Origin of the sequence: Paralcaligenes sp. KSB-10, assembly GCF_021266465.1 — a bacterium.
Lineage (GTDB): Bacteria > Pseudomonadota > Gammaproteobacteria > Burkholderiales > Burkholderiaceae_B.
In genome coordinates this window covers 3405869-3419406 of sequence record NZ_CP089848.1, presented here as the reverse complement: position 1 = coordinate 3419406, position 13538 = coordinate 3405869, and the positions used below count along the sequence as shown (strand labels likewise).

Annotated in this window: 12 protein-coding genes; 7 read left to right on the top strand and 5 right to left on the bottom strand. The window is 58.1% G+C overall.

Annotated elements, in window-relative coordinates; translation table 11 throughout:
- Positions 1-506: 506 nt before the first annotated feature.
- The 4 genes from yfcF to LSG25_RS15710 all read right to left on the bottom strand — a co-directional run bounded on the left by yfcF (position 507) and on the right by LSG25_RS15710 (position 4265).
- A complete protein-coding gene (gene yfcF, locus LSG25_RS15725; protein WP_232741842.1) occupies positions 507-1145 on the bottom strand; it encodes a glutathione transferase in 639 nt (212 codons plus the stop codon).
- Between the two features lie 148 nt (positions 1146-1293).
- Positions 1294-2103 carry an ABC transporter ATP-binding protein gene (locus tag LSG25_RS15720; protein WP_232741841.1) on the bottom strand — a complete coding sequence of 270 codons (810 nt, stop codon included), beginning with the start codon at positions 2101-2103 and terminating at the stop codon, positions 1294-1296.
- A 4-nt stretch (positions 2104-2107) separates the two neighbouring features.
- On the bottom strand, positions 2108-2938 hold the full coding sequence (gene ntrB / locus LSG25_RS15715) for a nitrate ABC transporter permease (protein ID WP_370635889.1): 831 nt from the start codon (positions 2936-2938) through the stop codon (positions 2108-2110).
- Positions 2939-2948: 10 nt separating this feature from the next.
- Complete coding sequence (locus LSG25_RS15710; RefSeq protein WP_232741840.1) at positions 2949-4265, bottom strand: CmpA/NrtA family ABC transporter substrate-binding protein; 1317 nt, start codon at positions 4263-4265, stop codon at positions 2949-2951.
- A 294-nt stretch (positions 4266-4559) separates the two neighbouring features.
- Here LSG25_RS15710 and LSG25_RS15705 point away from each other — a divergent pair, with 294 nt between their 5' ends.
- The 5 genes from LSG25_RS15705 (at position 4560) to LSG25_RS15685 (ending at position 9709) form a co-directional block, all read left to right on the top strand.
- Positions 4560-5258, top strand: a complete 699-nt coding sequence (locus LSG25_RS15705; protein WP_232741839.1) for a GntR family transcriptional regulator — start codon at positions 4560-4562, stop codon at positions 5256-5258.
- A gap of 317 nt (positions 5259-5575) precedes the next feature.
- Positions 5576-6166, top strand: coding sequence for an amino acid synthesis family protein (locus LSG25_RS15700; protein WP_232741838.1), 591 nt, complete (start codon positions 5576-5578; stop codon positions 6164-6166).
- Positions 6153-7031, top strand: a complete 879-nt coding sequence (locus LSG25_RS15695) for an alpha/beta fold hydrolase (RefSeq protein WP_232741837.1) — start codon at positions 6153-6155, stop codon at positions 7029-7031. The genes LSG25_RS15700 and LSG25_RS15695 overlap by 14 nt, the downstream gene beginning before the upstream one ends.
- Positions 7032-7098: 67 nt before the next feature.
- A complete protein-coding gene (locus LSG25_RS15690; RefSeq protein ID WP_232741836.1) occupies positions 7099-8064 on the top strand; it encodes a tripartite tricarboxylate transporter substrate binding protein in 966 nt (321 codons plus the stop codon).
- Positions 8065-8152: 88 nt separating this feature from the next.
- Entirely contained in the window at positions 8153-9709 is a 1557-nt protein-coding gene (locus tag LSG25_RS15685; RefSeq protein ID WP_232741835.1) for a glycosyltransferase family 39 protein, read from the top strand.
- A gap of 643 nt (positions 9710-10352) precedes the next feature.
- Here LSG25_RS15685 and gfa read toward each other — a convergent pair.
- Positions 10353-10925, bottom strand: a complete 573-nt coding sequence (gene gfa / locus LSG25_RS15680; protein ID WP_370635888.1) for an S-(hydroxymethyl)glutathione synthase — start codon at positions 10923-10925, stop codon at positions 10353-10355.
- Positions 10926-11128: 203 nt separating this feature from the next.
- On the opposite strand from gfa, the gene LSG25_RS15675 reads away from it, so the two are divergent.
- A complete protein-coding gene (locus tag LSG25_RS15675) occupies positions 11129-12055 on the top strand; it encodes a LysR substrate-binding domain-containing protein (RefSeq protein WP_232741834.1) in 927 nt (308 codons plus the stop codon).
- A gap of 79 nt (positions 12056-12134) precedes the next feature.
- Entirely contained in the window at positions 12135-13529 is a 1395-nt protein-coding gene (tcuA, locus tag LSG25_RS15670) for an FAD-dependent tricarballylate dehydrogenase TcuA (protein WP_232744722.1), read from the top strand.
- The last annotated feature ends 9 nt before the right edge of the window (positions 13530-13538 follow it).

Here is a 13538-nt window from a genome sequence, read left to right as displayed (position 1 = left end):
TACGGTAGCATCCGGCGCACGCCTTACGCCGGTCCTGACCCTATCCCCGATAGACGGCTCACGTAATGGCATGCCTGGAATGAACTTGCCGACTCAGCGTATACCTCGATGCATGACCTCAACGCTTCTCTCTATGCATTTCCTCAACGCAAGCCGCAGGGTGGGCGGTGCTGTGTAGTCCGGCGGTAGTCCAGCGCCGGGTGCTGACGAAGGGAAGGCGGGGGCCTTCGGCGGGCGCTGTCTGAGTGTCGCCCCGCGCCGCGGGGCGACGCGAGTTCGCCCGACGCCCGCCTGGACGAGGCAGACCCGGGCAGTCGGGGTGCGTAGCACCACGACCGCTGGACGTGCCGGACTACACAGCACCGCCCACCCTGCGGCGTCTTTATAGAAATACTTCCACCCCAGCCAAACACAGTCAAAACGAATAGCTCAAGCCTAAAAACAGCTCAAAAAACAAAGTGACCGAAACGCATCCAGTGCCATAAAACACTCGAACCAAAAACACTCTAGCCGATTTGCGAAGCGCGCTTCCACCAGTCGTGGACACAAGGGCGGCTCCATTGCCGTTTTACATACTTCCTGATTTTTTCAGGTACAGGATCGCCGTTGGCAAGCAGGCGATTCAACATGACGGCGAAGTCCACATCGGCAATCGACCAATGCCCAAAAAGATGATTGCCTTCCTCGTCGATAAGCATATCGGCGATATCCAGCAGTTTTTTTACCTCCTGTCCGGCCTGAGCCGACAGGGGCCTGGGGTTTTTCGCCGCATAAAAGACAGTAGTGGGGCGCTCGTCGCGCAAGGCAGCCAGGTCGCTGCGCAGCCAGGCCTGGATTTGGCGGGCCTTGGCTCTTGATTTCCTGTCTTCGGGGAAAACCGAAATATGGTCGGGGTGAGAATAGGCCTCTTCCAGGTATTCGATAATGGCCGAAGATTCGGACAAGGAAAAATCGCCATCCACCAGGGTTGGAACCCGCGAGGTCAAGGAAAGCCGCGCATAATCTTTTGAAAATTGCTGGCCGCTGTTGAGGTCGATGGTTTTAAGATCGAAAGAAAGACCTTTCTCGACGAGAGTGGCATAAACCGATAATACATAGGGGCTGGAAAACTGACTGTTGGCGTATAAGGCAATGCGGTTGCTCATGGCGGTTTCTTCCGGTGACGTGGTTTGTCCTGAAGAAAGTATGACATCAGGCACGGTTCTTATCATAAACCTTGCCTATTTTTTGAGTCGCCTTTTCTGCCCATCAGCGGGTCGGTGCGGCAATGTCCACGCATTGCCGCATCGTGCTTCAAATCGCCGCCACTGCCGCTGTGTCGGGATTGCTGTGGCGCAGGTGCAGGAAGTTCACCACGGCCGCACGGCAGGCGAGGTAAGCCGGATTGCCGGCCAGGGCGATGCGGCTGCGCGGCCGTTCAAGCCCAACGTCCAGAATCTCGCCTATCGTGGCGGCGGGGCCGTTGCTCAGCATGACGATGCGGTCCGAGAGCAGCACGGCCTCGTCGACGTCGTGCGTCACCATGATGGTCGTGGTCCCGGTGCTTGCCACAATGCGCAAGAGCGCATCCTGCAAATGGGCCCGGGTCAGCGAGTCCAGGGCGCCGAAGGGTTCGTCCATCAGCAGTACCTTGGGTTCAATGGACAGGGCCCTGGCAATACCTACGCGCTGCTTCATGCCGCCGGAAATTTCCCGGGGATATTTGTGTTCGGCGTGCCGCAAGCCCACCAGATTCAGCGCCGAAGAAGTGCGTGCTTTGAGTTGCCGCACGTTTTCCGTGGCGGAAAAAACCCGTTCGACCGCCAGGTAGACGTTCTGAAAACAGCTGAGCCAGGGCAGCAGTGAATGATTTTGAAAGACGACGGCACGATCGGGCCCTGGACCCTTGATCTCTTTGTCGGCGCACAGCAGGACGCCGTCGGTGGGCTGCGTGATGCCGGCAATCAAATTCAGCAGCGTGGATTTGCCGCAGCCCGAGTGCCCGATCAGGGAAACGAATTCCCCTTTCTGTATGGACAGGTTGATGTCGCGCAGCGCGACAAAAGGGCCATTTTTGGTGTCGAAGGTTTGTCCGACATATTCAATGCTCACAAATTTTTTCATGATGTCAACTCTCGCTGTAGTCATAACGCCTGGCCAGCGCCAGCAAGGCCAGATCGAGGATCAGCCCCACCATGCCGATAATCAAAATGGCAATCAGAATGTGCCGGACATTCAGGTTGTTCCACTCATCCCACAGCCAGAAGCCTATGCCCGTGCCGCCCGTAAGCATCTCGGCGGCCACTATCACCAGCCATGCCGTGCCTATGGAGAGCCGTACCCCGGTTATCACATTGGGCAGGACCGACGGCAGGAGAATGCGTGTGAATATTTTCCATTCAGACAAGTTCAGCACGCGCGCCACATTCATGTAGTCCTGGGGAATACGCTTGACGCCATCGGCGGTGTTGATGATCATGGGCCAGATGGAGCAGATGAAAATGGCCCAGATGGCGGCGGGATTGGCGGCCTTGAACAACAGCAGGCCCAGCGGCAGCCAGGCCAGGGGCGATACCGGCCGCAGCAGGCTGATAATGGGTGCGCACATCGAGCCCAGCGAATGGAATCGGCCAATCAGGAACCCGATGGGGATGCCGGCCGCGGCGGCCAGCAGAAAGCCTATGGCCACGCGGCCCAGCGAGGCCAGAATATTCCAGCCTATGCCCACGTCGTTGGGTCCCTTGTCGTAGAAGGGATGCGCGAAAAGTTCGACGGCCGCTTGAAAAGTGCTGGCCGGGCCGGGGATATCGCTGATTTTCAGCGCGATGATCTGCCAGACGATGAGCAACATGGCAATGCCCGCAAGCGGCCCCGCGCTTGCCCTCAGAATGTGCCCGGCTTTATCGCGCCATGCGATGTTGCGCATAAAAGAAGTCAAGGTTGCCGCGGTCGTATTCATGATGCTCTCGTTACGTTGAAACGTTGATCTTGAAGCCGTCCGCATAGGCGGCCGGATTGCTGCCGTCCCACACCGTGCCGTCCATCAGCCGGCTGGAACGCATTTCCGAAGCGGGCAGCGCCGCTCCTGCCGCTGCGGCGGCGCTTTTATAGATGTCGATGCGGTTGATTTGCCGGGCTGCGGCCAGGTAGTTGGGGTGTTCTTTGATCAGGCCCCAGCGTTTGTGCTGCGTCAGGAACCACATGCCGTCGCTGAGATATGGAAAAGTGGCCGCTCCGTCGCCATAGAAACGCATGGGGTGCCGGTCAGTCCACGATTTGCCCAGGCCGTTGGCGTATTGGCCCAGCATGCGGTCCACGATCATGTCGGCATCGGTGTTGACATAAGCTTTGGCTGCAATGGTCTGCGCCGTCTTGCGCATGTTCTCGGCGGAACTATCTATCCACTTGCCTGCTTCGAGAATGGCCGCTGTCACGGCGCGCGCTGTATTCGGATACTGTTGCACGAAATCGGCGCGCGTACCCAATACCTTCTCGGGATGGTCGGGCCAGATTTCCTGCGTGGTAGTAACGGTAAAACCCGTCTTGTCGGCGATGGCGCGTGCATTCCAGGGCTCGCCCACGCAGAAGCCATCCATATTGCCGATACGCATATTGGCTACCATTTGCGGTGGAGGGATGGTGATGACGCGAGTATCCTTGAACGGGTTGATGCCGTAGTGGGCCAGCCAGTAATACAGCCACATGGCATGTGTGCCGGTGGGGAAAGTTTGTGCAAAGGTGTATTGACGCTTGTCGGCGGTGATTTTTTTCTTCAGCAATTCGCCGTCGCTGACACCAGCCTCATGCAATTGGCTAGACAGGGTGATGCCTTGGCCGTTCTGGTTCAGGCCCATCAGGACCGCCATTTCCTTTTTGGGTCCGGCAAGGCCCAGATGCATGCCGTATATCATTCCGTACAGCACATGGGCCATATCCAGGTCGCCATTACTCAGTTTTTCGCGCACGCCGGCCCAGGAGGCCTCTTTGCTTGGAATGATCTTGACACCATGCTTTCTGTCAAACCCCAGGACGGAAGCCATGACGACCGATGCGCAATCCGTCAAGGGAATGAAACCGATCCGGATCTCGCTTTTCTCGGGCGCGTCGGAGCCTCCCGCCCAGGCCGCGGATTTGATGAAGGGATCGAGCAGCGACATAGTCCCCAGACCCGCGGCGGCTTTCGCGACATTGCCCAGCCATAGCCGACGCTGGGTACTGACGACAGTGGTAGCATCGTCGGCTGTGTATAGGGTCGGTATAAGGGGCGATTCATTGGCAGGTTTCATATCCAGTCCTTGTAAAAAACAGGGGGGTTGCATCCGGTCGGCATGAGCGGCCAAGATTTGGCGGCTATGCCTGGCCTATATCTGGACTGAAGCAATTACCATGCCAGGTTCTTTCTGGCTGACATCGGGCCGGCGCTGGGGCAGCAGGCCGCACCACGAGCAGGCCGTTTGCCGCCGAGGCAGTGCGCCCGGGCACTAAAAGCGTGCCGGGAGGGTAAGCTAGCGGTGTTCCGTAATACAATTTTGTCGGCAGTGTGCCGGTTGTGAAGAGGCTCGGGAGGGCGCCAATTGACTATGTATGAATTATTAAAAGTAGATCGCAATGCTCCAACTCTCAGGGAATTGACGCTGGGCAAGTTGAGGGAAGCCATTTTCCAGGGTTATTTCAAACCGGGTAGCCGCCTTGTGGAACGGGCGTTGTGCGATCAGTTGGGTGTCAGCCGAACCGTTGTCAGGGAGGTGCTCCGGCATCTGGAAGCAGAAGGATTAGTCACCAGCGTTGCGCATCAGGGGCCTATTGTTGCGATCCTGGATACCGCTAAAGTAAAGGAAATCTACGAAATACGGGCATTGCTGGAAGCTCATGCCGCCAAGGCTTGCGCCGAAATTGCAGATGAGTCAACGATAGCCCGGCTGAAGGACATACGGGCCGTGATTGAAAAGGCTTTTGCCAAGAATGATTTTCATCGCGTCCTGGAGTACACCGGCCATTTTTACGAGGCCATGTTTGTCGGCGGCGAAAAGTACGTGACGCTGGAAGTCGTCAAATCGCTGAATGCCCGCATCAATAGTTTGCGGTTCAGGACGATATCATCACCTCGCCGTGGCGATGAGTCCAACAAAGAGATGCGCAAGCTCATGGACGCGATCTCGCGCCACGACGGGCTAGCCGCCTTTGAGGCTTCCATGGCGCATGTCGAACGCGCCAGTGAAGTGGCCCTTGCCTCGATCGAAAAGCTCGAGGCCCTGGAAAGCGCGGCCGCGACTCGATAAAAAACGTAGTCGCCGCCAAGAGAAACCGTCCTGTGCGCCTTCAGTGGCGCGATATACGCTGTGGCGGCGTCCCTCGCATCGATGCCAGCCCTGCTGGTTGGCCTTCGACGGTGCGGGTTTGACAGTGTCCAGCCCATAAAAACTTTCTTGATTATTTTTCCGCTCGGCGTTTGTCCCTGGCGATGGGGTTGACGAAATATATTAAATTAGATTATGGTATACCGTAATATAAAATTCCAATATCAAAGATCGGCATAAGGTCGTATCGAACGTTTGGGGTTTTATTGAAGTGCATGGGAATTTTCAAAGGAAGGAAAATGGCAATGGAGTTGAGGAAAGTGGTGTCGTATACGGAAACCACGTACATAGAGGGCGGGAAAGCCGCGGCAATGCCATTGAAGTTGTTTGCCGTGGCGGCCGTTTTGAGGAATCCGTGGTACGGGCAGGGTTTTGTCGAAGACTTGAAACCCGCTATTCATGAAATCGCACCGCAACTTGGCGAGATCCTGACAAAAGAGATATTGGCCGTCGCAGGCGGAGGCGAAAAGATAGAAGGGTATGGGAAAGCGGCTGTGGTGGGGACTTCCGGCGAGATAGAGCATGCTTCCGCCATGATACATACGCTGCGGTTTGGAAATAAATTCAGGGCCGCGGTAGGCGCCAAAAGCTACTTGAGCTTCACGAATACACGCGGGGGTCCGAATGCTTCCATTTCGATACCTTTGATGCACAAGCTGGATGAAGGAATGCGCTCGCACTATTTGACGGTACAGTTTTCCATCAACGATGCGCCCGCCCACGACGAAATATTGGTAGCGCTGGGTGGATCGATCGGCGGCCGGCCTCATCACCGCATCGGCGACCGTTACAAGGATCTTGAGGAGCTCGGGTCGAATGTCGCGGCCTGAGGCGATGGCCAGGCCGGAGGCGACCGGGGTTGCCAATGGAACCTCATATTGTGTATGCGGGACCGGCCCTGCCTTGGTGCTGATCCATGGGGTAGGAATGAGGAAGGCCGTCTGGGCTCCGCAAATAGCGGAGTTGTCGGATCGTTATCAGGTGATTGCGTATGACATGTTGGGGCATGGCGGTAGCGAGCTGCCTCCTGAAGCTCCGGCGTTGTCGGACTATTCCTCCCAGTTGCGGGATTTATTGCGGCATCTGGGAATCCGGGCCGCCCATATCATCGGCCATTCGATGGGGGCGCTTGTCGCCCTGGATTTCGCCCTGGATTATCCGCGGCATGTCTTGAGCCTGGTAGCCATGAACGCTGTGTATGAGCGCAGCGCGGAGCAAAGCGAGGCCGTGATGCAGCGGGCGCAGCACATAGAAAACACCGGCCCCACCGGAAATTGCGAAGCGACCCTGGAGCGCTGGTTCGGCCAGCCGGCAAACAGCGTCTTGCGGGCCGGCGCCGATTCCATACGCGAGCTCCTGTGCCAGGCCGACGTAGTCGGGTACGCCCGCAGCTACAAATTGTTCGCCGCTTCCGATCGTGCGCATTCCGAACGCCTGGCCCGCCTGCAATGCCCCGCCTTGTTCATGACCGGCGAACTCGACGCCAATTCCAGCCCGGCGATGTCCCGACGCATGGCGCAAATCGCGCCCGAGGGCGAGGTGGAAGTGTTGCCCGGCGAACGGCACATGATGAGCATCACAGCTCCTCATGAGGTGAATCGGCGTCTGCGCGCCTTTCTCGACAAGGCTGGCCAGCGGCCCGCTTGGGACGGAGCTCAATGCGCTACGCCACCGTCAAGAACGATTGCGTTTTAGTTGCAGGTAGTTCAAGAAATCATAACCGGCATCTGGCCAATATGGATTTGGGAAAAGGAGATAAGGAATGAATCGCAGGAATGCATTGAAGACAATAGGAGGCCTGGCGATCGCGGCGTCCGCCTATTCGAAGCTCAGTTTCGCAGGCAACCCCGCCTTGAATGTGGTTGTGCCATTCCCGCCCGGCGGGGGAACGGATGTGCTGGGCCGCGTGATCGCCTCGGAGCTCGACAAGACTCTTGGCCGGGCCGTGATTGTTGAAAACAAGGCGGGCGCGAGCGGGATGCTGGGCGCCGATTACGTGGCGAAAGCCGCTCCGAACGGAAATACCCTATTGTTTTCGGGCTTGGTGCCGTCCATCAAATATTACGCGCTATCGGCCGACGATCTGTTGAAACGGCTCACGCCCGTGTGTTCCATAGCGCGGTCGTTCTATATGATCGCGGTAAATTCCGAGTTGAAAGTGGAGACGCTGCAGGATCTCGTTGCTTTGGCCAAAAAAACCCCAAATCAGTTGTCGTATGGAACGCCCGGCAACGCCACTCCGCAGCATATAGCGACTGAGCTGCTGCAAGTCGAAACCGGTATAAGCATGATGCATGTGCCTTATCGGGGAACGGGCCCCATGATGACGGATTTGATGGGAGCGCAAATACAAGTTGTCGTTGCCACGGTCGCTGCCGTGGAGCCTTATCTGAAGGGTGGCCGCTTGAAAGTGCTGGCGGTTACAAGTCTTGAGCGGCTGAAGGATTTCCCCCAATTTCCCACCGTGGCTGAAAGCGGGTATCCGGGCTTTACCGCTGAAATCAGTTATGCCACCTACGCTCCGGCTGGAACCTCGCCGGCCGTTGTCGAAACCTTGAACAAAGGCGTCAACGAAGCCCTGAAGAAAGATGTTGTCAGTAAAAACCTGACGGTGCAGGGATTCATCACCACGGGCGGCTCGGCTCGGCAGTTGGAAGATACCTTGCGTGCCGAAATGAAAAAAGTTTCGGCTTTGATCAAGCAAGGCAGGCTTAAAGTGGATTTATAGGCCAATCCCCCCCTGGCACGGCTGGATCCTCCTGGACTAGCCGCACCGGATTTCCATGGCCCGTCGCGGCTTGGTACTATGGCGCATCATGATTGCGTCTACCAAGAAAAGCTTCTCTGCACGGTTTTACGTCCTATTGTTTTTGTTGGGCATGGTGGCTTTGTGGTCGCTGTTATGCGGCATCAGCCACAAGTCGCCCGACCTGGACAATATGGAAGAGCTCGTCTGGGCGTCGAGCTTCGAATGGGGATATTACAAACATCCACCTGTACCGGCGTGGTTCATGTACGGCTTGACGTCGCTGTTTGGCAAGCCCATTTGGCTGACGTTTCTGGCCGGGCAGCTGTTTTCGGCCATAGCCCTGTGGTTTGTCTGGTTGCTGGGCTGCGAATTCACCACGCCCAGGCGGGCTTTCATCGCCATGCTGCTGGTGTCGATTACCTCGTATTTCTCGGTCAGGGCCACCATGTACAACCACAACTCGGTGCAGTTGTGGTCGATTGTTGCCTCGACATGGCTGTTTTATCGGGCGCTGCGCTATCAGAAGATGTCCGACTGGCTTTGGCTGGGGGCGGCTTGCGGCATGGCGTTCATCACCAAATACAGCGCGCTGATCCAGTTCGCGGCATTTTTTGTATTTGTGGTCTGGCAGAAGCACTATCTGCAGGCGGCTGCCAGAAAAGGCGTATTGCTGGCACTGCTGACGTTTCTGATCGTTATTTCACCGCATGTCTATTGGCTTTTCCAGCATTCGTTCGAGCCGCTGTACTACGCTAATGAATCCATAGAGCCTGGGCAGGTTCCGTTCAGCGTGCTTGGCGATATCTGGGGTTTCAGCACCACTCAGCTGGGCCGGCTAAGCCCCATGCTGGTGGCGTGGCTGGTCCTGTTTTTCTGGGATCGCCGTAGCCGCAATGCGGCTGCGGCGCAAGAGCCGGACTCTTCAAGTGTGCAGCGGTACGCGGCTGCCCTGAGCGCCTGGGATCGTTCATTTTTATTGATAGTGGGCCTGAGCCCTGTTGTGCTGACTGTGCTGGTATCGGGCATTCTTGGCACCAGGTTGGGAAGTTCCTGGGCCAGTACCTTTTTTGTGTTGTTCGGGTTTTATGCATTCTGGTGGTTGCGTGGTAATGAAAATACCGTTTTGCGGCGCGCGGCCATTACGGTTATTGCCATTCAGGTCCTGATGGCCGTGGGCTATGCGGTTGGACGGGGGCCTTTGGCCTACTACACGGGCCGCAAAACCGATTCAACGTTTCCAGGCCTGGCCATATCCCGGGAAATGCAGGATGTCTGGCGTCAGCATGTACCCGGTGTCCCCCTGACGCTGGTGGCAAGCGACACCTGGTTGGGCGGTAATATTGCCGTGCACATCAAGCCCAGCGCCAATGTGTTCATCGACGGCAGCAAGCAGGAATCGCCCTGGTTGAAATCTGTCGATGTCATGACATGCGGCATGCTGGTTGCCTACAGCACCACCACCGATAGCAATGCGCCCAATCCGGGTATACGGAAACTGTACGATCAGGCAAGATTCAAGGGTGTGGTGGAGCAGCGCTGGTCGTCGGCAAAAAGTCCCTTGATTGTGATCAATTGGGGCATTATTCCGCCCGAGGCGGCATGCCTCCATGTGGCGGGACATTAGGGTATTTTTGGGTTGAGTTGTTTATGGCACTCGAGTGTTTTGGTCGCTTTGGTATTTACGTTTTGGTATTTTAAGACGCCGTCTATCGGGGCTTGGGGTCAGGCCCGGCACGGCGTGCTTGATCCGGATCTACCTCGTCCAGGCGGGCGTCGGGCCAAACTCGCTACGCCGCTGGCGCGGCTACGCTCAAACATGGCCCGCCGAAAGCCCCCGCCTTCCCTACGGTAGCATCCGGCGCACGCCTTACGCCGGTCCTGACCCCAAGCCCCGATAGACGGCTCGCGTTGTGGCATGCCTGGAATGAGCTTGCCGACCCAGCGTATACCTCGATGCATGACCTCAATGCTTCTTCTCTATGCATTGCCTCAACGCAAGCCGCAGGGTGGGCGGTGCTGTGCAGTCCGGCGGTAGTCCAGCGCCGGGTGCTGACGAAGGGAAGGCGGGGGCTTTCGGCGGGCGCTGTCTGAGCCCGGCCTCGCGAGGCCGGGCGAGTTCGCCCGACGCCCGCCTGGACGAGGCAGACCCGGGTAGTCGGCTAGCGCAGCTAGCCGACCGCTGGACGTGCCGGACTGCACAGCACCGCCCACCCTGCGGCGTCTTTATAGAAATACCACCACCGCCCACACAGCCCAATGCCCCAAGCCTAATGCAGCACCCCCGAGGCCTTGGCCACGTGCGTGGCAATGGCATCCATGAGTGCCGGCGACAGACAATCGTAGGGTTCCAGCCCTTTTTCCCTGAGGCTTCGGCGGATGGATGCCATGTTGCCAGGATCGGTACCGCTTTCAATAATGGACGATACAAACGCGGCAAATTCGGGCGGCGACCAGCCGCCGTCGGGGGATAATTCAGTATGAACAAAATCCAGCCCGAAAAAAGGGTGGTTTTCGTTATCGATGCGCCCGTACATATAGGCTCCACAGCCCTTGCAGGCATAGCGCTTGATAGTGGCGCCGGAGTCGACCACGGCAAGCTTTTCGGGATGAGCAGTGACTGTGACCTTATCGCGCGAGACGACCGCCACTTGCGAGAATAATGCGCCTTCGGGCTTCCAGCATTTGGAGCAGCCGCACAAATGGTTGTGTGCCGTTTGCGAGGAAACCCGGACTTCCACCTTGTTGTCGGGACAGAGGCATTGCAGCGTACCGCCGGCAAAAGACGGGTCGGCTGGCTTGATGCAGTGATCAATGGCCGGATGCAGGGAAAATTGAATCATGGTTCTGGCTCCTGGGCTAAATTCATGGGAATAAATTCGGGCCTACCTTTTATTGCTTCCAACGATCAAGCAATGCCACCATGCAAGTCATCCTACGCCGGCTCCAGGCCGGTTGGCAAGCGGTCGGCCGTGTTCTGGCCATTGCCGGCGCTGGGCCAGGGCCATGAAACTGGCTACACTGTCCCTGCTTCAGAGGATTTGAAATGGAATTGCGCCAGTTGCGTTACTTTGTGTGTGCGGTCGAGGCGGGCAGCCTGGGCCGCGCCGCGCTCGAGCTGGGGGTCGTGACCTCCGCGCTGAGCCAGCAAATCAGCCGCCTGGAAGGCGAGCTGGCCACGCGCTTGTTGCAGCGCACTTCGAGCGGCGTGATTCCCACCGATGCCGGGCTGGCTTTTTTCAGGCAGGCGCAACTGGCCCTGCGGCATGTCGAGCATGCCAGCCAGGCCGCCCAGCAGGCGCGATTGTCGGGGCATGTGAGCGTGGGAATGGCGCCCACCACGGCGTCGATACTGGGACTGCCATTCATGCAGGCCATGCGCGAACGCTATCCCGATGTGCGCCTGCATATGGTGGAAACCTTGTCGGGCCATTTGTCCGCCATGCTCAATACCCGCCAGCTGGATCTGGCTGTGGTATTTCAGACCGAGATGGCGCAGCGCTGGAGTACCACGCCATTGCTGAGTGAGCGCCTGTTTGTGATTTTTTCGCCGGCCCTGCCCAAGATGCCCAGGGCCAAACGCATTCGTCTCGACCAGGTGGGCGCTTTGCCCCTGATTTTGCCGACGGGCTCGCACGGCTTGCGATCCACGCTGAATGCGGCGTTTGCCCGGAACAAGGTTGCCCCTAATATTGTGATGGAAATCGACTCCCTGGCCATGCTGATGGATGCGGTGCGCGCCGGGTACGGGGCCACCATACAGCCGGGCGCGGCTATCGCGCGCTTAAGCGGCGATGCCATGCGCCTGGTGGAAATCTCCGATCTGCAAGTGGGGCGCCAGAATATTCTGGCCAGTCTGAGCGAGGACGAGCTGTCGCCGGCCGCACTGGCCGCGCGCGTCGTCTTGCTGAGCACGGTCAAATCCCTGGTTGCCGAGGGGTGCTGGATGGGAGCAACTCTTCACAAATCGTGAAGGCCCCATCAGTCTTAGCTGTCTAGTGGCCGATGGGATTGTCGGATAGAGTTATCGGTTGGTATCCGGGAGTCGAATGATGGTCGATGTATTGGTAATAGGCGGAGGCAATGCCGCTCTTTGTGCCGCGCTGATGGCGCGCGAAGCCGGGGCCAGCGTGCTGCTGCTCGAGTCGGCGCCGCGCGAGTGGCGCGGCGGCAATTCCCAGCACACTCGAAATTTGCGCTGCATGCACGATGCGCCGCAAGACGTCCTGGTCGAGGCCTATCCCGAAGAAGAATACTGGCAGGATCTGCTCAAGGTAACAGGAGGCCAGACCGACGAACATCTGGCTCGCCTGGTGATACGCGCTTCATCGAACTGCCGGGACTGGATGCGCAAGCATGGCGTGCGGTTCCAGCCATCCTTGTCCGGGACCTTGCATGTGGCCCGCACCAATGCCTTTTTCATGGGCGGGGGCAAGGCCCTGATCAATGCGTATTTCCGCAGCGCGGAAAACCTGGGCATACAGATTCGCTATGACGCACCGGTCGATTCCCTTGAACTGGATGGCGATCGCTTTGTGGCCGCCCGTATCGGCGACGAACGGATCGAGGCCAGAGCTTGTGTCGTGGCTTGCGGCGGATTCGAATCGAACCGGGAGTGGCTGCGTGAAGCGTGGGGCCAGGTCAATGGCGAGTGGGTAGCCGACAACTTCCTGATACGCGGCACCCGCTTCAACATGGGGGTCGTTCTCAAGGATTTGCTCCAGTCCGGGGCCGACTCCATAGGCGATCCCACACAATCCCATTCGGTGGCGATAGATGCCCGGGCGCCCCTGTACGACGGCGGCATCTGTACCCGGATCGATTGTGTATCCCTGGGTATCGTCGTGAACGGCAAGGCCGAGCGTTTCTATGATGAAGGCGAAGATTTCTGGCCCAAGCGCTATGCCATCTGGGGGCGCCTGGTGGCGCACCAGCCCGGCCAGATTGCCTATTCGATTATCGACGCCAAGGCCATCGGTCGATTCATGCCGCCGGTATTTCCCGGCATTGTTGCCAACACCTTGCCTGATCTGGTTCGTCAGTTGGGCCTGCCGGAGCAAAAATTCCTGGAGACGGTGCAATCCTATAACGCAGCCTGCCGCCTCGGCACTTTCGATCATGAAGTGCTGGACGACTGCCATACCGAAGGCATTGCGCCCGTAAAAACGCATTGGGCCCGCCCGTTGGACACCCCCCCTTATTACGCCTATGCATTGCGGCCGGGCATCACGTTTACCTATCTGGGCGTCAAGGTGGACGACCGGGCCCGGGTGCACTTTGGCGGCAAGCCCAGCGCCAATCTGTTTGCGGCCGGCGAGATCATGGCCGGCAATGTGCTGGGCAAGGGCTATACCGCCGGTGTCGGCATGTCGATCGGCATGGCGTTTGGCCGCATCGCGGGCACTCAGGCCGCCTCTGCCGCGCAGCACACCGCCGCTCACGTTTAATCGGAACCG